Annotated in this window: 14 protein-coding genes; 6 read left to right on the top strand and 8 right to left on the bottom strand. The window is 59.9% G+C overall.

Annotation, left to right across the window (positions count from 1 at the left end):
• Positions 1 to 81 precede the first annotated feature (81 nt).
• Both ACG9DO_RS06290 and ACG9DO_RS06285 read left to right on the top strand, forming a co-directional pair.
• Positions 82 to 2955, top strand: a complete 2874-nt coding sequence (locus ACG9DO_RS06290; protein WP_394730861.1) for a valine--tRNA ligase — start codon at positions 82 to 84, stop codon at positions 2953 to 2955.
• Between the two features lie 293 nt (positions 2956 to 3248).
• Complete coding sequence (locus tag ACG9DO_RS06285) at positions 3249 to 3983, top strand: 7-carboxy-7-deazaguanine synthase QueE (protein ID WP_394730860.1); 735 nt, start codon at positions 3249 to 3251, stop codon at positions 3981 to 3983.
• Positions 3984 to 4247: 264 nt separating this feature from the next.
• Here the strand turns inward: ACG9DO_RS06285 and ACG9DO_RS06280 are convergent, their stop codons facing one another.
• The 5 genes from ACG9DO_RS06280 to ACG9DO_RS06260 all read right to left on the bottom strand — a co-directional run bounded on the left by ACG9DO_RS06280 (position 4248) and on the right by ACG9DO_RS06260 (position 10425).
• On the bottom strand, positions 4248 to 6008 hold the full coding sequence (locus tag ACG9DO_RS06280; RefSeq protein WP_394730859.1) for an ATP-binding protein: 1761 nt from the start codon (positions 6006 to 6008) through the stop codon (positions 4248 to 4250).
• A 113-nt stretch (positions 6009 to 6121) separates the two neighbouring features.
• Positions 6122 to 6886: a TIGR02186 family protein gene (locus ACG9DO_RS06275; protein ID WP_394730858.1), complete on the bottom strand. Its 765-nt coding sequence runs from the start codon at positions 6884 to 6886 to the stop codon at positions 6122 to 6124.
• Positions 6883 to 7794 carry a sulfite exporter TauE/SafE family protein gene (locus tag ACG9DO_RS06270; protein WP_394731215.1) on the bottom strand — a complete coding sequence of 304 codons (912 nt, stop codon included), beginning with the start codon at positions 7792 to 7794 and terminating at the stop codon, positions 6883 to 6885. Before ACG9DO_RS06270 ends, ACG9DO_RS06275 begins: the two co-directional genes overlap by 4 nt.
• Before the next feature lie 88 nt (positions 7795 to 7882).
• Positions 7883 to 8977: a hypothetical protein gene (locus ACG9DO_RS06265; protein WP_394730857.1), complete on the bottom strand. Its 1095-nt coding sequence runs from the start codon at positions 8975 to 8977 to the stop codon at positions 7883 to 7885.
• On the bottom strand, positions 8974 to 10425 hold the full coding sequence (locus ACG9DO_RS06260) for a glycosyl transferase family protein (protein ID WP_394730856.1): 1452 nt from the start codon (positions 10423 to 10425) through the stop codon (positions 8974 to 8976). Before ACG9DO_RS06260 ends, ACG9DO_RS06265 begins: the two co-directional genes overlap by 4 nt.
• An 87-nt stretch (positions 10426 to 10512) precedes the next feature.
• On the opposite strand from ACG9DO_RS06260, the gene nhaA reads away from it, so the two are divergent.
• Positions 10513 to 11736, top strand: coding sequence for a Na+/H+ antiporter NhaA (nhaA, locus tag ACG9DO_RS06255; protein ID WP_394730855.1), 1224 nt, complete (start codon positions 10513 to 10515; stop codon positions 11734 to 11736).
• Positions 11737 to 11779: 43 nt separating this feature from the next.
• Here nhaA and ACG9DO_RS06250 read toward each other — a convergent pair whose 3' ends face one another.
• Positions 11780 to 12217, bottom strand: a complete 438-nt coding sequence (locus tag ACG9DO_RS06250) for a VOC family protein (protein WP_394730854.1) — start codon at positions 12215 to 12217, stop codon at positions 11780 to 11782.
• Between the two features lie 165 nt (positions 12218 to 12382).
• Here ACG9DO_RS06250 and ACG9DO_RS06245 point away from each other — a divergent pair, with 165 nt between their 5' ends.
• On the top strand, positions 12383 to 13066 hold the full coding sequence (locus ACG9DO_RS06245) for an SIMPL domain-containing protein (protein ID WP_394731213.1): 684 nt from the start codon (positions 12383 to 12385) through the stop codon (positions 13064 to 13066).
• Positions 13067 to 13182: 116 nt separating this feature from the next.
• On the opposite strand, the gene ACG9DO_RS06240 is transcribed toward ACG9DO_RS06245, so the two are convergent.
• Positions 13183 to 14031, bottom strand: a complete 849-nt coding sequence (locus tag ACG9DO_RS06240; protein ID WP_394730853.1) for a TorF family putative porin — start codon at positions 14029 to 14031, stop codon at positions 13183 to 13185.
• Positions 14032 to 14354: 323 nt separating this feature from the next.
• Between ACG9DO_RS06240 and ACG9DO_RS06235 the strand changes: the two genes are divergently transcribed.
• Entirely contained in the window at positions 14355 to 15101 is a 747-nt protein-coding gene (locus tag ACG9DO_RS06235; RefSeq protein ID WP_394730852.1) for a metallophosphoesterase family protein, read from the top strand.
• Positions 15098 to 16420, top strand: a complete 1323-nt coding sequence (locus tag ACG9DO_RS06230) for a UDP-glucose dehydrogenase family protein (RefSeq protein WP_394730851.1) — start codon at positions 15098 to 15100, stop codon at positions 16418 to 16420. Before ACG9DO_RS06235 ends, ACG9DO_RS06230 begins: the two co-directional genes overlap by 4 nt.
• 30 nt (positions 16421 to 16450) lie before the next feature.
• Here the strand turns inward: ACG9DO_RS06230 and ACG9DO_RS06225 are convergent, their stop codons facing one another.
• On the bottom strand, positions 16451 to 19735 hold the full coding sequence (locus ACG9DO_RS06225; RefSeq protein WP_394730850.1) for a PDZ domain-containing protein: 3285 nt from the start codon (positions 19733 to 19735) through the stop codon (positions 16451 to 16453).
• Positions 19736 to 19755: the final 20 nt, after the last annotated feature.

Genomic DNA, 19755 nt, shown 5'->3' with positions numbered 1-19755 from the left:
TCACAAGGCTGGATTGATCAAGCGAGCCATGTGATTGCGCCGTTGCACTGCCGGACACTCGCTGGCAAAGGCGCACTCAACATGACGCAAGAACTCTCTACCACTTTCGACCCCGCCGCCATCGAAGCGCGCTGGTACCAGCATTGGGAACAAACCGGCGCGTTCCGTCCTGAGCGCCCTGATGCGGAAGCCTTCACCATCGTGAACCCGCCGCCCAATGTGACCGGCAGCCTCCATATCGGCCACGCGCTCGATAACACGCTGCAGGATATCGTGATCCGTTATGAGCGCCTGCGCGGCAAGGATGCGCTGTGGGTCGTGGGCACGGACCATGCCGGGATCGCGACGCAAATGGTGGTCGAACGCCAGCTGGAAGAGCGGCAGGACAAGCGCACCAATTACACCCGCGAAGAATTCGTCGACAAGGTGTGGGAGTGGAAGGAAGAATCCGGCGGGCAGATCACTCGCCAGCTGCGCCGCCTGGGCTGTTCGATGGACTGGTCGCGCGAACAGTTCACCATGGACGAACACTTCACCAAGGCGGTGCTGAAGGTCTTCGTCGATCTCTACAATGACGGCCTGATCTACCGCGACAAGCGGCTGGTGAACTGGGACCCCAAACTGAAGACCGCGATCTCCGACCTCGAAGTCGAGAGCAAGGACGTCAACGGCCATATGTGGCACTTCAAATACCCGCTCGAAGGGGGCGAGACCTACACCTATGTCGAGCGCGATGAGGACGGGAACATCACGCTTGAGGAAGAGCGTGACTATATCTCCATCGCCACTACCCGGCCTGAAACCATGCTGGGCGATGGTGCGGTTGCAGTGCATCCAGACGATGCGCGCTATGCACCGATCGTCGGCAAGCTGTGCGAGATTCCGGTCGGGCCAAAAGAGCACCGTCGTCTGATCCCGATCATCACCGATGACTATCCCGACCCTGATTTCGGCTCAGGCGCGGTGAAAATCACCGGCGCGCATGACGAGAACGACTTTGGTGTCGCGCAGCGCAACGGCATCCCGATGTACCGCCTGATGGATGAAGCCGCCGCGATGCGCAGCGACGGCGCGCCCTATGCAGAGGTCGCCAAGCGCGCGATGGAAATCGCCCGCGGTGCGGAAGCGGACGCAGCTGAGATCGACACGCTCAACCTCGTGCCGGACGAATATCGCGGGCTCGACCGGTACGAAGCGCGCAAGAAAGTCGTCGCGGACATCGACGCTGAAGGCCTGATGATCATGGTCGAAGACAAGGTCATCACTCAGCCTTTCGGCGATCGCGGCGGCGTGGTGATCGAGCCGATGCTGATGGACCAGTGGTACGTCAACGCGGAGGAACTCGCCAAGAAACCGGTCGCGGCCGTCAAATCCGGCGATATCGAAATCGTCCCAAAGAGCTGGGAGAAGACCTTCTTCAACTGGATGGAAAACATCCAGCCATGGTGTGTGTCTCGCCAATTATGGTGGGGGCATAGGATACCGGCGTGGTACGACGCGGACGGCAATGTGTTCGTCGCCATGACAGAGGATGAGGCTCAAGCTCAAGCCGGCGAAGGCGTAGAGCTGACCCGCGACGAAGACGTCCTCGATACGTGGTTCTCATCCGCGTTGTGGCCCTTTGCGACGCTCGGCTGGCCTGAGGACAATGCTGAGCTGTTCGCAAAGCATTACCCGAACGACCTGCTGATTTCCGGCTTCGACATCCTGTTCTTCTGGGATGCGCGGATGATGATGGCAGGCTATTACAACACTGGGCAAGCGCCGTGGCCGAAGCTCTACCTCCACGGCCTTGTCCGCGCCGCAGATGGCGCGAAGATGTCCAAGTCGAAGGGCAATGTCGTCGATCCGCTGGGCCTGATCGATCAATATGGTGCGGACGCGCTGCGGTTCTTCATGGCGGCGATGGAAAGCCAGGGCCGCGACATCAAGATGGATGAACGCCGCGTCGAAGGCTATCGCAATTTCGCCACCAAGCTCTGGAATGCCACGCGTTTCTGCCAGTCCAACGGCATCGGCGCGTCGTCGACACTAGCCGCGCCTGAGGCAAAACTTGCGGCCAACCAGTGGATCATCGGCGAGGTCGCGGCCTGCGTGGCCGAGATCGACCGCGCGATGGCCGAACTCCGCTTCGATGCAGCCGCCAACACCATCTACCAGTTCACATGGAGCAGGTTCTGCGACTGGTATCTGGAACTGATCAAGCCCGTCTTGTCTCCCCTCCCGCCTGCGGGAGGGGCCGGGGGTGGGCCTGTAACCGAAAGTGGCTCCGCACCCACCCCTAACCCCTCCCGTGAACGGGAGGGGGATTTTGATCCCGCAGCAGAAACCCGCGCGGTTGCCGGATGGGCGCTCGACCAGATCCTCGTTATGCTGCACCCGTTCATGCCGTTCATCACCGAAGAGCTATGGCATGCGCTTGGTGAGAGGAAGTACGACCTCATTCTCGCCAAGTGGCCCAACCCGCGCGCTGAAGTCAGCAAGCAAGCGACCGATGCGATCGACTGGGTGATCGACCTCACCACCAATGTGCGTTCGGCCAAGAACGAGCTCGGCATTTCGCCCGGAGCGAAGCTGGCCGCGTTCCTGCCGCAAGCTTCTGACCTCGCCGCCAGCACGATCGAGCGCAGCAGCGCCGCGATTGAGCGGCTCGCTAGGCTTACCCCCGTCACTATCGGTGAAGCGCCCTCCGGACCCGCGATGCAGATTACCGCGGGCGCGGACGTGTTCGTAATCCCGCTGGAAGGGGTGATCGATATCGAGGCAGAGAAGGCGCGACTGCAAAAGGCACTCGAAGCTTCGCAGAAAGAGGCGAGGTCGCTGGAAGGCAGGCTCTCCAACGCCAACTTCGTCGAGCGCGCCAAGCCTGAGGCGGTCGAGAAGGCCAAGGCCGACTTCGCGCATCACTCCGCAGAGGTGGAGCGTTTGCAAGCCGCGCTGGCACGGCTGGGGTAGGCGCAAACCGCCCGTCATTGCGAGGAGCGCCAGCGATGAAGCAATCCAGAGAGGCTCCGGCAACGCTCTGGATTGCCGCGCTCCCTGCGGTTGCTCGCAAAGACGAAGCAAAGGATCGCAACAGTTCCCTACTTGGCCGATTCGTGGCAAGCAGTGCCGATGTCCTTACCCTGCCTTTGTTCCTTAGTTGGTAATCGGCTCGCTCGATCAATGGCTGCGCCTGTGATCGAGCGGAATTCATCTCCAGGACTGTGTAACATGCGTATCCAACACGTCTCGCATCGGAGGGAACTGTGAGCCTGGTTCTCGCAACGGACGACGCAGGCGGTCCCGAAATCTTCGCCTCGCTGCAAGGCGAAGGGCCGAGCGCCGGGATGCCGGTGGCCTTCATGCGGCTTTCGCGCTGCAATCTCGCCTGCGTGTGGTGCGATACGGCATATACGTGGCGGTTTGAAGGTGACAACCGACCGCACCGTGACGAGCACACCTTTGATCGCAAGGCGAATCAGGTCACGTTGGAGCTGGCCGATATCGCCGCGAGGATCGATGCGCTTGGCCAGAAGCGCCTCGTCATCACCGGCGGCGAACCGCTGCTGCAGGCGGGCAAGCTGGCTGAATTGCTTGAACTGCTGCCAGACCTTTCGGTCGAAATTGAAACCAACGGGACGACCAAGGCGCCGCCCCGGCTCGATATCCGGGTGGACCAGTACAATGTCAGCCCCAAGCTTGCGCATTCGGGCAATGATGCGGATCTCGCGCTGATCCCCGAGCGGCTCGACCATTACGCGGCGGACCCGCGCGCTTACTTCAAGTTCGTCATCGCATCGCCGGAGGATGTGGACGAAGTGCTTGCGCTGCAGCGCCGTTATCGCTTCAAGCGCGGCCACGTTTTCCTGATGCCGGAAGGCACCGACAGCGCGAGCTTGCGCTCCCGCGAGGCTTGGCTGAGCGAGCTATGCCTCAAGCACGGCTTCCGCATGAGCGACCGGCTGCATATCCACCTTTATGGGGATACCCGGGGGACGTAGTTTGTTTTGGCCTCAAGCGCCGGCGTTCGCGTCCGCTCACTTGGCTTCCGGCCTACCGGCCGGCGGTCGGTCGTCCGCTGACTGCCGTGACCGAGTAATCAGCAGTTCAGATGACGGAGGCAGGATGACGTGATTAAGCGGCCCCGGCGGAGGGGCCGCAAGCCCGACTGGGCGCCCGCAGGTGCCCCGTACCCCGGACTTGATCCGGGGGGAGGGAATTGCGCCGAGGATGCAGGCGCGGGTGCGCCTGCCTAACGAGAAAAATCAGCCCTGGCTTCTCCAGCGGCGGACGACACGTTCGACGACCTCTTGCTCGCCGCCGTCCTTGCCCCAGAGCTCGACGAAGCTCGGGTCTTCCGATGCCGGACGCTTGCTTTCTTCAAGGTTGTCGAAGGCGACACGGATCGGAATGGCGACACCCTCTCCGCAGATGATGACCTCGCGGTTACGCAATGCGGGGATGGAATCGAGGAAGCCGCGCGCGCCTTCGGGCATCGCTGCCCGGACGAAAGCCTGGTCACGGTCGTTGTTCAAACGCATGGAAAGGATCGTACCGCACTGAGAAAGCACACCTTCCGCCAAGTCAGATGGACGCTGCGTGATCAGGCCCAGCGAGATGCCATATTTACGGCCTTCCTTGGCGATACGGCTGAGGATCCGGCCGACCGAAGAGCCATCGGCGTTCTTTTCGTTCGGGACATATCGGTGCGCCTCTTCGCAGACCAGCAGCACCGGACGCGTGCGATCGTCGCGGCCCCAGATGGCAAAGTCGAAGACCAGGCGGCTGAGCACGGCAACCACGGTCGATGTAATGTCTGACGGCACGCCGGACACGTCGATTATGGAGATCGGCTTGCCATCGCTTGGCATACGGAAGACCTTCGAGATGAAGTCCGTCATGGTATCGCCCACCAGCATGCCCGAGAACATGAACTGATAACGCGGGTCGGCCTTGATCTCGTCGAGCTTGTTCTTGATCCGCATGTACGGCGCAGAGGATGTGGCCTTGTCGAGCTTGCCCATCTCGTCCTGGATCTTGTTCGACAGATCCGACAGCAGGTAGGGAATCGGCGAATCGACGGTGATCTTGCCCATGCTTTCCGCCAGGCGGTTCTTGCTGCGCGCATGCAGCAAGCACTTGGCGAGAATGTCGGAATCAACCTGACGCTCGTTTCCGTCGCTGGTGAGGAGCACTTCGCAATGCTCTTCAAAGTTCATCAGCCAATACGGCATCTGAAGGTTCGACACGTCGAGGATCATGCCCGTCTGGCGGAATGCAGCGGAGTACTCGCCGTGCGGGTCAATCATGACGATATGACCCTTGGGCGCAGCCTGACATATGCGGTGGAGGATCAACGCAGCGCTGGTCGACTTACCAGTACCGGTCGACCCCAGAAGTGCGAAGTGCTTGCCCAGCATGGCATCGATGTAGAGACCGGCGCGGATATCCTTGGTCGGAAAAACCGTGCCGATTTCGACATTGGGTCTGCCATCGCTGGCGTAGACTTGCTTCAGATCTTCCGTGGTTGCCGGATAGATCATCGCGCCGGGGACCGGATAACGTGTCACACCGCGACGGAAACCGCGCAGGCGCCCAGTCAGTTTTTCTTCGACGCCTTCGCCAAGAAAATCGATATTGGCGAGGATACCACCGTTCGCGCGGCGATCCTTGCGCTGGTTGCGAACACTGGCCAGCAGCCAGCTGTCGCCAACGCGAATCTTGACCTGGCTACCCACCTGTCCGGCCAGTTCAACTGAAGGATCCTCATCCTCCATGCATTCATTGAGGCGCTGCAGATCAAGCGCGATCTGCGAGCCGGAACCAGCAATTTCGAGCACCACGCCGATCGGCATGCGCGCATTCTCGACTGGTCCGTCCTGTTCGGCATGTGCTCCCAGCACCGCTTCGTCGCCGGAGGCAAACGCAGCGCCAGCCGCCGCAGCGACTTCTTGTGGAGCCTGCGCAGGCGCAGCGCCGCCTTGCGGCTTGAAGTGGGATTGATCCTGATTGCCCATATCAGTCATTTCTCGCGTAAACCTTACCCATCCGAGTTCAGCGCAAGAATTAGACCAGCGTGAGTTAAGATCGCGTCAACGCTGTTTGCTGATCATGAATGGGTACGGCGACGGCAACGCCCCTACACCAGCGCGAACAATCGCCCTGCGATCCATCCCATGCCAACGGAAAGCATCACCGCCACCAGACCGTAAAAGAAGGCATAGGTTTGCGAGAAAGTCTCGACAAAACGCTCGAATCCTACCTTACGAACGTCAACCTCTGCCACTGCAGAAGCGATCACGCGGCCATCGGTGACAGCAAATGTTTCCGCTGTGTAGATGCCTGTTGTCACGTTGGAGGGAAGGTCGATCCGCGCCTGATAGAGCACCTGCTCGCTGATCTTAACACCCCCCATATCCTGCTTGTAGAGACCGAGCCGCTCTCGCTGTTCAACCAGCCCGGCAGCAAAGCGCTGCTGCTTTTCCGGATCGATCTGCCCAGAAGGGCTAAGCTGGATGAATTCAGTGCCAAGCTCATAGATCGCCGCGGTGCGGTTATCGACTATCTCTGAGATCGGTCGCGATGCTGCCACTGCGAAGAAGGAGGGCGCAGAGCGGAAGTCCGAGCTTTCCGCGTTAACCCATATCCCGGCGAAACGCTCCTTTTCGCGCAGTTTGATCGGCTCTGTCGGTCCTTTCAGCACAACGACGATGTCATACTCTGCGCCTGCCCGTCGCCCTTCGGGATCGAGGATCGCACCAAACAGGAGCAGCTCGGTGCCAGTAAAGCCTTGCCGCACGCGCACTTCGTTCTGCGAAACCTCTGGCACGAGGATCGCATTACGCTGCCCCGTCAGCATGACAGCGGCCAGCATCAGCAGGCCGTATCGCAGCAGACCCGTCATAGCGGCGACACCGTGTAGATTTCATCCGGCTGGACGCCGAGCTGATAGAGCATGCGCAAGGCGACCAGCAGCACGATACTCGCTAGCACCAACCGCAGGATTTCAGGGCGCGCTTTCAAGGCAATCTGCGTACCGAATTGCGCCCCCATGACCGAGCCGAGCAATAGCAGTCCGGCAAGGACAATATCGACCGCCTTCGTGGTCATCGCGTGCATCATCGTTGTCGCCATGGTCACAAACAGGATCTGGAAAAGCGAGGTCCCCACCACGACATTTCCGCTCATCCCGAGGATGTAGAGCATTGCGGGAACAAGGATGAACCCGCCACCAACGCCCATCAGCATGGTCAGGACTCCCACGATCGCCCCAAGCAGCAGTGGCGCGAGTGGCGAGATATACAGGCCTGAGCTGTAAAAACGCCAACGCATCGGCAGCGCTGCGATCAGGGGGTGATGCCTGCGGCGAGGGACTTGCTGTGTTTCTTTGCGCCCTGGAAGCAGAGCGTCAAGCGCTTCACGCAGCATCAGGATGCCGATGGCCCCCAGCATGAGCACGTAGAGGATATTGATGACGACATCGATCTGGCCGATCGCCTGGAAGAAGCGGAACAGCAGCGCTCCGACCATCGCACCGATCACGCCGCCACCGACCATCACACTTCCCATTCGGTAGTCGACCCCGCCCCGACGCGAATGGGCGAACACTCCGGATACGCTCGCCCCTGTGACCTGAGTGGCGGCGGAGGCTGCGGCGACTGTGGGAGGAATCCCGTAAAAGATCAGCAAGGGGGTAGTCAGGAAACCACCGCCAACCCCGAACAGTCCCGAAAGTATGCCGGTCAGAAAGCCGAGCGCAACGATCAACAGACCGTTGACCGACAGATTTGCAATCGGCAGATAGACTGGCAGGAAGTCTTCCATGGACCACGCCTAACCCAGCCTTGACGCGGATTAAAGTCAGGCCGGCATCATGGCCCCAAAAGACTGCGCAATTGGCTCAGAATCGTGTCGAAACTGTCACGGCAAGGCCCGATCCGGGCTCTGCTTCGCCCGCAACCTGTTCGCGATAGTCCAGCGCCACCCTCGCTGGAACATCTCCGATGTCCAAATCCACCCTGACGCTTGGGCCCACATCAAGCCGCGAAGCGCCTTTCTGTGTCCCGCCCCAAGCAGCAACCCCCACGCTCACTGTCGCAAAATCAAAATCTTGCATCTCGCGCATCACATGAACCTGGCCATCGGCAAAATGAGTGGGAAAATCGCCTCCAACATAGCCAGCCTGCGCATAGATTTCCGCTTGCGCCCCGAATGGCAAGGACTGCGGCGGCAGCTCCGTCGTCACAAAGGCAGCCGGACGGTATTCTGTCTCGTCAAAGCGATCCGTCGCACGCATCTCGGCATGGACGCGCAGTGGAACAGCCGGAACCGGACGTGCGGAAACGCCCAGTGACACCTCGGTTTCCGGATTGTCGATGAGCGCTCTGTAGGCTCGGACAAAGATGCGCGGATCATGGCCACTGGAAGGGCGCAAGCGGTAGTTCAATACCGCGCCGGCCTGGCTTGCGCCGTAACTTGGCCTTCGACCTTGCGCAATCCCGGAGCCCTGTCGCCATAGCACCCAAGCATCGACTGACCAGCGCCGACGCTTGTCAGGGTCCTGGTCTGGATCTGGGGCATTCGGCCCTGTACCCGTCACCGAAGGGGAAGCCACCGCTACAGGAAAGGGAGGCTGCGACAATTGGGGCGACCCCAGCATGTGATGGCCGGTGTTGCTTGGGCGCAGTTCTGCAAATTGAGGCTCTTGCGGATCAAGACGCGCAAGTTTCAAGGGCACGCGCACGACATAGGCCGGGCGCATTGGCTTCGCATATCGGAGCGCGGCCAGTGCTTCATCGAGTATGCTTGCCGAGCCACGACCTGGAGCCTCAACTGCTTCATTCGTCACAATTCTCGGCAAGACCGGGATCAGTGCCTGAGCCTGCAAGGGAAACGGCGATTCCCACGTCAAAGCGCGGATCGCGACCCAGCCCATGCCAACGACTGCCAGCATTGCGAGCGGTCGGCCCCGACTGCTCCTGACGCGTGCGCTCACGCCCAGTTCTCTGTGCGGCCAACATCTGGCGCTGCGCTATCGGGCCGTTTCCCTTTCAGGCGCTTCGACAATGTCAGGCTGGGATGCGCGCCATGATCGGTCTTGTCCCACTCGATCGCACTGCCTTTGAGCGTACGCAGATAGGCCATCACGGCTCTGCGCCCCGCCATGATCGTGATGATGTTGGCGACCGGAATCCGCAAGACTGCTCGCAGGCCCTCAAGCACACCATATTCGCGGCTAGTGAAGGCAAAGCGGCAAACAGTGCGCCAGACGAAGAACCCAAAATTGGCGAGCAGGAGACTTTCCAGCATCGGAGTCAGTGCAACCGGAGGCATGAGCCCGGCAAGCGACGCACCCCAGCCCAGTGTTGCCAGCGCCAGCAAGGCGTAGCCTGCAAGCAAGACAAGGGCGGTGAGTGGTCCGCGCCGATCACGCATGCGCATCCAGAACTCAAGCGGGCTTCGGCCCCAGCCAACCCGGTCCCAGCCCTGCAAGGCAATTCCGTGGATCCAGCGCGTCTTCTGCCGCACGACCTGGTCCAGCCGCGCGGGGAAATACGAGCGCGTCGCGATCAGGCTGCCGTCCTCTGCACGCGCCCTGACAAACCGGCTCTTGCCGCCTTGGGCCGCAATCGCAATTCCAAGTTCGTAATCTTCAGTCAGCGAGTCGGCAGCGAACGGAACACCGCCGCGGCTGTCGGCAAGGTTCAGCAACGCCATGCGGGAAACAGCGCAACCGACCCCTGCTGCAGGCAGTGCAGCGCCCAGTTCGCTACGCACGACCATGGCCTTTGCATGCGCTTCGGCAAATTCCTCGCAGTAATGGCTGCCAATCCAGCGGCTATCTACCCGCGGCATCGGAAGCACGGGCAATTGCGCGAAATCGACTACGCGAATTGCTCGGTCCAAGAGAGCCAGCCCCGCCGGATCGACCAGATCCTCTGCATCATGGAACAGCACCATCCGCACGCGTCTGCCGGCCCTGAGTTCATCTGCCTCCAGAGCCCGGTATAGCCGGTTCAGGCAATCGGCCTTGGTCGTTGGGCCATCGCGGTCATGGATGACAAGGCGCAGACGCGGATCATCCGAGGCCACGTGCATAACCGCTGCCATGGTAGCCGGATCATTCGGGTAGCAACCCACATACAGCGTGATGTTCTGCTGGCGCCAGACATTGAGCGCATGGCTGATCGTATCGCCGATTACAGCATCTTCATGCCATGCAGGAATGAAGATCGCAGCGTCACCTGAGAGCGCCTCATCAGCAAGCATTTCACCATCGACTCTGATTGTCCGGGCTTGGCCGCTAAGCCTGCGCCAGAAGTAAACAATGTCGATCGCCAGGTCGTCGATCGCTCCGAGCAAGAAGAAGATCCCAGCGAACAATAGCAGTTCGTGCTGCAGCACAGCAAACCATTGCCATAATTCCAAGCCAGCCAGAGTCACAGGCCTGGGCCCCCCTTGAACCCGTTCGACCGGCTATAACGGGTATTCGCCCTTGCAACGGATTAAACTTTGTTGAAAAGGGCGGCCATGGTTGACAATCCCAATCCGCTGCGCCGCATCTTTGCGCCCGTTCGAGCACTGTTCGTGGGAGACGCTTCGGCCGGGATTCTGCTGATCCTAGTCGCAGCGGCAGCGCTGCTGGCAGCCAACTCAACGCTCGCAGCGGAATATAACCAGCTAATCAATGGCAAGTTCGGGTGGTATCCGCACCCAAAGCTCAGTTCGATCCACTACATCGTGAACGACGGCCTGATGGCGATCTTCTTTTTCGTAGTTGGCCTGGAAGTAAAGCGCGAACTAGTCGCGGGCCAGCTTTCGGATCCGAAGGCACGCCGACTCCCAATGGTCGCCGCTGCTGCAGGCATGGCCGCCCCTGCAGCCGTCTTCATGCTGGTTTCGGGCGGCGGAGATTACTCGCGCGGCTGGGCGATCCCTGCCGCTACTGATATTGCCTTTGCGATGGGTGTGCTGGGACTGCTTGGCAACAGAGTGCCCGCGTCACTGAGGCTGTTCTTGCTGACCGTGGCGATCGTCGATGATATCGGCGCAGTGCTCGTCATTGCATTCTTCTACACAGCAAACATCTATCTGCCGTGGCTGTTCGCATCGATCGTAGTGTTCGGGATGATGATCCTTCTGAACCGCATGAAGGTGGGCAGCTTCACGCCGTATATTCTTCTCGCTCTGGTCTTGTGGTTCTGCGTCCTCAATTCGGGAATTCACGCAACCATTGCCGGGGTTGTTGCAGCCCTCACAATCCCGATGCAGCGCAAGGATGGCAATTCCATGCTTGAACGGCTGGAGCACGGCCTCGCTCCGTGGAGCGCCTATCTGGTGGTACCGGTGTTCGGGTTCGCCAACGCCGGCGTCTCCCTCGCCGGACTGAGCCTGTCCAACCTGCTTGACCCGCTGCCCGTGGCGGTGGCAGCCGGGCTTGTGATCGGCAAGCAATTTGGGATTTTCACCATCATCTGGATTTCCGAGAAGATCGGTTTTGCTCCGCGCCCAGAGAATGCCAGCTGGATAGAAGTCTGGGGCATTTCCGTCCTGTGCGGGATCGGCTTCACCATGAGCCTGTTCATCGGATTGCTTGCGTTTGAAGGCAATCAGTTCCTGATTGACGAGGCCAAGATCGGGATCCTCACAGGATCTGCCATCTCGGCCGTACTGGGTTACATAATCCTGCGACTCTCGACAGAGCATCCCGACGCGGACTGCGATGACCGCGGTGACCAGGTCGCCAATCGCTGACACTGCGCCCTAGCGCTTCAAGGCACCTCCGTGCTGGAGCGGATTACCAGGTCCCGGTGTTCTCCATGCTCGCCCACGGCTCTTGCGGCTCAAGCGAACCTTCCTGAAGCAGTTCGATGGAGATGCCGTCCGGCGTCTTGACGAACGCCATATGGCCATCGCGCGGTGGGCGATGGATCGTATGGCCTGCGTCCATGATGCGTTGGCACGTTTCGTAGATATTCTCGACGCGGTAGGCCAGGTGGCCGAAATTTCGCCCGCCCTCATATTTTTCGGGCGCGCTGCCATCTTCCGGCGGCCAGTTATAGGTCAGTTCGACTTCAGCCACATCCCTTTGGCCCGGAGCGGCCATGAAGATGAGCGTGAAGCGGCCTGCCTCGACCTCGAAGCGACGCGTCTCTTCAAGCCCGATAAGTTTCAGGAATTCGACGGTGGCGTCGGGATCGCTCACGCGGATCATCGAATGCAGGTATTTGACCATCGGATAATATCTCCATTCAAAAACAGTTCATCGCGCGCATTGCACATTTCATCGCAGAATAGCGCGAGGGCATAGGGCATTCGCGCTCCATATAAGGAGAGGCAAGCGATGAACCAAATACCACCACAAGCCAAATCGGAAAGCTCGGCAGAGAATCTGCGGTGGATGGGCACTGCTGCGATACTTTCTGTCGGCCTCATGCTCGGTGGATATCTCCTTGGCGATGGCCTGCTGCGCGCAAAGGAAGCCGAGCGCATGGTCACGGTACGCGGCCTCGCGGAGCGAGATGTAACAGCAGACCTTGCGACTTGGACGATTGCCTACAGCGCTTCTTCTGCCAGCCTGTCCGAAGCGCAAGCCAAGGTGCGGCGCGATACAAGAGCGATCGAGGGCTTCTTCAAAGAGCTAGGTTTCCCTGCGGACGCTTTACAACCTACCGGCGCGAATGTTTCGAGCCACACGGATCGCAACGGTGTGACACAATACACCGTGCGCCAGAGACTTGCTCTGCGGACCTCTGACATTCCCCTGGCGCAGCGCGCTGTCGCGCAGCAATTCGATTTGGTCGAACGAGGTGTCCTGCTCGAGGAAGGATCTGGGATGTCATTCACCTTCACCGGTCTCAATACGATCAAGCCGGAGATGGTGGCAGAAGCGACCCGCGATGCCCGCGCAGCTGCTGAGCAGTTTGCACAGGACTCAGGCGCAAGTGTAGGGGAGATACGCAATGCGACGCAGGGCTATTTCACGATTGAAGCACGCGACGGCGAAAGCGGTGGCTGGGGAGTGAGCGACACGCCCTTCAAGAAAGTACGGGTGGTGACAACGGTGCATTTTGCATTGGACTAATCGGGGGCCCACCCTCCCGCCAAACGACTGAAAGCAAATCGACGGAAAAGGGCGCGAGACCTACCGGCCGCGCGCCCCGTTCCCCCTGCGCTTGCTCGCGCAGTGTTAGCGAATGCTTAGATGCTCGCGCTCAGCGTGAACACGATGGCATCATCGGTGAAGTCATAATCGCCGGGCAGGAAGTCACCTTCTGCGCCGACGTATGCAACGCCAACGCTGACCGGGCCAGCAACGGCTGCTTCAACGCCGATCGACCAGTCCCAGGCCTTGCTGTTGTTGGTGAAGGTCAGGAAACCATCGGTGTAGCCCAGATGCCCCGTCAGCGTCAGAGGCGTGCTTGGAATGCCGATGCCAATGTCGGTGTAGAGATAGAGGTTGTCTGTGCTGCCGAGAGAATCCTGATCAGGCGCGTAAGCAACACCAACGGTTGCTTCGGCCGGGCCGAGATTGAATCCGAGCGAACCGTAAAATTCGATGTAGTCGAAATCACCCGGCCCCGCATTGGGGTAGAGATAGGCGATTACACCTATATCGAAGCTGACAGCTTCGCCGATGCTGCCGCCGAAGCCGCCATAGACATCAAGTTCAGTGTGGCCATAACCGACGGTGTCTTCGTCAAGCGAAGAACCCCAGGTGCCAAGGTAGAAACCCGAGCTGTGAGCCAGATCGACGCCGCCTTGAACAGCGATGTCACCGCCCGAAAGGTCTACGCCGCGGAACCGGTATTCCGAAACCAGCGCAACATTGCCTGAGAATTCGAAGCCGCTGCCACTATCCTGATGGCTGGCCGCTTCCTCGTCGACCACAGCCATGGCGCGGTCGTAATCAGCCTGCGTGACGTCACCGCTCAGAACGGTCGTAACATCAGCTTTGGAAGCCTCGGCTTCGCTGGCAAGGGCGGGGGTGGAAAGGGCAAAAGCGCCCGCGAGAGTTGCGGCGGAGAGGCCGCGGATGGACGTGAGCATTACAACTTCCTTGTTTGTTGTGTTGTTGCTTCGTCCCACCTGCGTCTTTGGCGGCCGCTCTTTCTATGCGACGGTCCTGTCCAAATGCTCAACAAACGTGCACGGTTTCGCTGCACCGCACAAGAGAATTTCGAATGCGCACGCAAATCGATGAGCAGTGTGGGATTTGGGCACCACTGCGCTTCCGTGACGGCTTTCAAGGCTCTGGTTGCCGTCGCCTCCGGTCTCGAATAAGGCCTAGCCGTTGAGTATTGCTTGCCATGATATCCAGGATCTTCCGCAATCTTATCGGGCGCCAAGCCCGCCCTGCAAGGATCCCGCGTGTGCCTTCGGGGACCCGCTATTATGTGGTGGGCGACATCCATGGCCGGATGGATCTGTTCGCAGCCATGATCGGTGAGATCGAAGCCGACGATGCATCCCGTCGTCCTGCTGACACAACAGTCGTGCTGCTGGGTGATCTTGTCGATCGCGGGCCCGACAGCGCAGCAGTGCTGCGCCGCGCGCGGGAATGGACCCAGGTCAGAAAGGTCAGGATTCTTGCGGGCAATCACGAGGAGATGTTTCTCGCGTCGTTCGAAGATATCGACGTTCTGCGGCATTTCTTCAAACATGGCGGCAGAGAGACCGTGATGAGTTTCGGGCTGAGCGCCGAGGCTTTCAGCGAAATGTCGATTGAAGAGCATTTCGGACAATTGCCGCAACTGGTCTCCCTGGAAGATCGCGACTTCATGGCGAGCTTTGAGGAGATGATCATTGCTGGCGACTATGTCTTCGTTCATGCCGGGATTGATCCGAGCGTTCCGCTGAACCAGCAGAGCCGCCTTGATCTGCTGTGGATCCGCGAAAAATTCCTGCGGCACGAGGGGCCTTTACCGAAAGTTGTGATCCATGGTCATACAATATTCAACGAAGTGGTTGACTGCGGCAACCGAATTGGCATCGACACCGGCGCTTTCCGCACCGGCGTGCTGACAGCGCTGGTGCTAGAGGCGGACGAGCGTCGTTTGATCCAGGCGATCGAGGAAGACGGCGTGATCCGCGTAGAGAACAGGGAATACGACGCATGAAAATCGCAATGGTCGGATCGGGCTATGTTGGTCTGGTATCTGGCGCTTGTTTCGCAGACTTCGGCCACGATGTCGTTTGCATCGACAAGGACGAAAGCAAGATCGCGCGCCTGCATGACGGGATCATGCCGATTTACGAGCCTGGCCTCGATGCCTTGGTTGAGACCAATGTGAAGGCAGGCCGCCTGTCCTTCACAACTGATCTCGCTTCCGGGATTGACGGTGCGCATGCGATTTTCATTGCGGTGGGAACGCCGAGCCGCCGGGGCGATGGCCATGCGGACTTGTCGTTTGTCTACGCGGTCGCGCGCGAAGTAGGCGATAGCCTCCAGAATGACGCAGTCGTTGTGACCAAATCGACGGTCCCGGTCGGCACCGGCGACGAAGTGGAGCGCATCCTGATGGACAGCGCTGCGGTCAAGGAGCGCGGCCTCAACGTCACTGTTGTCTCTAATCCCGAATTCCTGCGCGAAGGCGCAGCGATCGGCGACTTCAAGCGACCCGACCGCATCGTCATCGGCGCGGAAAACGATTATGGCCGCGATGTCATGCGTGAAGTCTATCGCCCGCTGTTCCTCAACGAATCGCCGATCCTGTTCGTCAATCGCCGGTCGAGCGAACTGATCAAATACGCCGCCAACGCGTTTCTTGCGACCAAGATCACTTTCATCAACGAGATGGCAGATCTGTGCGAGAAGGTCGGCGCGAATGTTCAGGACGTCGCGCGCGGCATCGGGATGGACAACCGCATCGGCAAGAAATTCCTTCACGCAGGGCCCGGCTATGGCGGCTCGTGCTTCCCTAAGGATACCCTCGCGCTGCTCAAGACCGCTGAGGATTACGACAGTCCGGTGCGGATCGTCGAAGCCGTGGTCAAGGTCAACGATAGCCGCAAGCGCGCGATGGGACGCAAGGTTCTTGACGCGATCGGCGGCGCAGACAAGGCTCGCGGCAAGAAGGTCGCGCTGCTCGGCCTTACCTTCAAGCCCAATACCGATGACATGCGCGATTCGCCCGCAATTGCGATTGCGCAGACGCTCGCCGATGCAGGCGTCCAGATCGCCGCATTCGACCCGGAAGGCATGGAAATCGCCAAGCCGCTGATGCCGGAAGTCACCATGTGCGATGATCCCTACCAGGCGATCGAAGGCGCGGATGCGGTCGCCATCGTGACCGAGTGGGACGCGTTCCGCGCGCTTGATCTTGGCAGGGTTATGGCCCTGGCGAAATCGCCGGTTCTGGTCGACTTGCGCAACATCTATCAACCCGACGACGTGCGCGAGCGAGGCTTCAACTATACTAGCGTCGGGCGGGGTTAAGCCCCCGCCCCGCCGGTTCCTGCTACATCCTTACTTGCCGATTTCGGTCGGATAGGGCGGCGCAGGCTTTACAGGCGACTCATAGGTTTCAAGCTCCTGCAAGACCTTCGCGATCGCCGCTTCCAACTGCGTGTCCTGCCCGCGATCGAGCGCAATCGGATCCAGCTCCACCCGAATGTCTGGCGCAACGCCTTCGTTCTCGATCGTAAAGCGTCCATCCGTGTCGTAGAACCGGAAGAACGGCACCGTCAGAAACCCGCCATCGATCAGCTCGGGATTGACGCTGATGCCGATCAGCCCGCCCCAGGTCCGTGTGCCGATAAGGGTGCCGAGCCCGCTTTCGCGGAACGCATAGGGCATCCAGTCACCGCCTGATCCTGCGTCCTGATCGATCAGCATGACCTTGGGGCCATAGATCCCGCCGCCCGGCGTCGACCAGGGCAAGGTGCCTTCGCGGTCCTTCCAGCCGGCCAGCCACTGGCGGCTGAGCATGTCGATAATGTAGTTTGCCGCCTGTCCGCCACCATTGGAGCGCTCGTCCAGAATCAAGGCGTCCTTGTCGGTCTGCGAGAAATACATCCGGTTGAAGAATGTGAAACCCGCATCCGCGGTGTTTGGCATGTAGACATAGGCCACGCGGCCATTCGTGGCTTTATCGACACGCTTGCGATTGTCTTCGATCCAGGACCACAGCCGCAATTCGCGCTCGCTGCGAACCGGCTCAACCGTCGAGGTCCGCCGCTCGCCAGTGGGCGTACTCGCAACTGTAAGCGCGACTTGGGTTCCTGCCGAACCTGACAAGGCGGCATAGATATTGTCGCTGGCGGTCAGAGGCTGACCATTGATCGCGATAATGTAATCGCCATTCTTCACATCGACACCGGGTGCAGCAAGCGGCGCGGCGAGGAACGGATTCCACTGTTCGCCGGTGTAGATGCGCGTGATCCGGTAGCGCCCGTTCTCGACCGCGATATCGGCGCCAAGCAGGCCTGGCGATGCGGACGAGTTGTCGTAGACGTCACCACCGCCGATATAATTATGTCCAACACCCATCTCGCCTGCCATTTCGACAAGCAGTTCGTTCAGGTCTTCCCGCCGGCCAAGGTGCGGCAGAAAGGGCTCGAACTTGGCGCGCACACCCGCCCAGTCGAGGCCATGCATGTTCGGATCGTAGAAATATGCCTTCTCCATCCGATAGATGTCACCGAAGATCTGCTTCCACTCTTCCAGCGGATCAACCAGCATACGTACGCCAGACATGCTTACGGCTTCCGGCTCCAGCTTCTCGCCTGCCTCTGCGGTCAGCAAGGTGTTGTCATGCTTAAGCAGCAACAGCTTGTCGCCCGCTGCATTGGTGGTGACGCTGGTGAAACCCTTGCCGACCTGGCTGGCCTCGCGCTCCTCGAAATCGAACCGCATCAGCTGTGCGTTTTCTGGCCCGCTGCCCGGCCCGGTCGCAGCCCCGGCCTGCTCTTGCGAGACATAGAACAAAGACCCGTCCTTGGCGGTTGCAAGGCTGGTGTAAGCAGCTTCGGGAACTGGCAGCGAGACTATCCGTCGGATCAGGTCGGTCGGGTCGACATTCACGCCCTTGGGCTTCGCATCCTTGCCTTTTGACTTGTCCTTGCTGTCCTTTTCCTCGTCCTTTTCGTCCGTGTCCTCTTCCTCATTGGCGAGGATCGGTGCGAGCGGGCTTTTGCCGTCCGCTTCCAGCACGACCGCATAGAGCCCAGCGCGATAGGGGCGATCCTGCGTCGTCATGTCGAGCCCGCCATAGACCGAGCCCGCATTGGTCGAGGCGGCGAAAAACAGCAGCTTGCCCTCCTTGGAAAATTCGGGCGAACCGACATCGGCAAAGCCTTCCGTCACGGTGTAGCCGCGCCGCGTGTCGAGGTTGTAAAGGTTAAGCACGGCATTCACATTCGCACCGCGCGTGGTGAAAGCGATCCACGGGCTTTCGCTCGCCATGGCGGCGTCGAAATCACCGTTGGTGCGGCGCAGACTGGTCGCGATCTGCCAGGCCTCGCCGGTCGCCACATCCATGCCCATCAGCTTCACGGTGTTGCTGGCGAAGACGATGTGCTTGCCGCCATTGCCCCAGCCGATCAGCTGGTAGAAATCGGGCCCCAGCACGATGGTACGCACTGGTTTTATCCCGCTCTGGTCCTCGATTTTCAGAACTTGCCGGGTGCCATCATCGGTCACATAGGCCAGCTGCGTGCCATCATCGGACCAGACCGCGCCGTAATCGCGAGTTGCAGAGCTCTGCGAAATATTGCGCGTCGAGCCCTTGTCAGTCGGGACAGTGAATACTTCGCCGCGCGCGGTAACCGCGACGCGCTTGCCTGAAGGGGACAGTGAAGCTGCGGTCATCTGTTCGCTGACATTCTTCCAGCCCGGCTGGCGTGCGGGCAAATCGGCGCTTAGCGAAATGGGCAAGCGCGATGTCTGTCCGCTCGCCACGTCATAGGCATGAAATACTCCACCCGCTTCATAGACGATCCGTCCGTTCTTCGCGGTGATGTTGCGAATGTCCCAATCGCTGAGCTGCGTAAGTTGCGAAACCTCGCCGCTGGCGGGATCATAGCTGAAAATGTTCGAGCGCGTGTTCCAGCGGTCGGACAGGAAATAGAGCTTGCCATCCATCCATACGGGATCGAACTCGGTCGTGCGGTCGCCCGGGATTGTGACCGCAGTATCGGCTTCGAAATCGATGAGCTGCAGCGACGGCGCAAGACCACCGCGATAGCCGCGCCAACCGTTTACACCGCCGGTCAGATTGGCGTTTCCAGATCGCCAGGGAACGTTGGTGAAGATGCGTCCGCTCTCGTCATAGCTGCCATTGGCGACAACGGCTTCGGAAATCTTGGTCGGAAGGCCGCCCTTCAATGCAACGTGGTAGAGCTGGCCAGACCGGCCTGAGCGCACTTCGCGGGCAGACACCATGGCAATTGCATTACCGCCGGGCGCCCAATCGATTGCCGTGTCATTGCCGGGATGCCAGGTCAGACGTTGTGGCTGACCGCCTTGGGCGCTGATGACGAAAACATCATCATTACCGTCATAATCCGCAGTGAAAGCGATCTTGCTGCCATCAGGTGAGAAGATCGGATCGCGTTCATCACCCGGATGCGACGTCAGGCGACGTGGATTGCTGCCGTCGGTATTCGCGATCCAGATATCGCCGGCATAGACGAATGCCAGCGCATTGTCGGACAAGGCCGGATCGCGCAGCAACTTGGTCTCTTCGGCAAATGCAGGCGTGGCAAGGATGCTCGTAGTGAAAAGTGCAGCGGCAAGCATGCGCTTCGGCATGGACAGTCTCCCTTATGACT

Origin of the sequence: Altererythrobacter sp. GH1-8 (genome assembly GCF_043702085.1) — a bacterium.
Taxonomy (GTDB): domain Bacteria; phylum Pseudomonadota; class Alphaproteobacteria; order Sphingomonadales; family Sphingomonadaceae; genus Erythrobacter.
This window is presented reverse-complemented; position numbering and strand designations above follow the sequence as displayed.

What these genes read in the sequence shown, in the direction of transcription:
- ACG9DO_RS06290 (WP_394730861.1), top strand. Translation starts at nt 82, where the DNA reads ATGACGCAAGAACTCTCTACCACTTTCGACCCCGCCGCCATCGAAGCG.
- ACG9DO_RS06280 (WP_394730859.1), bottom strand. Translation starts at nt 6,008, where the DNA reads ATGACTGATATGGGCAATCAGGATCAATCCCACTTCAAGCCGCAAGGC.
- ACG9DO_RS06275 (WP_394730858.1), bottom strand. Translation starts at nt 6,886, where the DNA reads ATGACGGGTCTGCTGCGATACGGCCTGCTGATGCTGGCCGCTGTCATG.
- nhaA (WP_394730855.1), top strand. Translation starts at nt 10,513, where the DNA reads ATGGTTGACAATCCCAATCCGCTGCGCCGCATCTTTGCGCCCGTTCGA.
- ACG9DO_RS06250 (WP_394730854.1), bottom strand. Translation starts at nt 12,217, where the DNA reads ATGGTCAAATACCTGCATTCGATGATCCGCGTGAGCGATCCCGACGCC.
- ACG9DO_RS06245 (WP_394731213.1), top strand. Translation starts at nt 12,383, where the DNA reads ATGGGCACTGCTGCGATACTTTCTGTCGGCCTCATGCTCGGTGGATAT.
- ACG9DO_RS06240 (WP_394730853.1), bottom strand. Translation starts at nt 14,031, where the DNA reads ATGCTCACGTCCATCCGCGGCCTCTCCGCCGCAACTCTCGCGGGCGCT.
- ACG9DO_RS06230 (WP_394730851.1), top strand. Translation starts at nt 15,098, where the DNA reads ATGAAAATCGCAATGGTCGGATCGGGCTATGTTGGTCTGGTATCTGGC.
- ACG9DO_RS06225 (WP_394730850.1), bottom strand. Translation starts at nt 19,735, where the DNA reads ATGCCGAAGCGCATGCTTGCCGCTGCACTTTTCACTACGAGCATCCTT.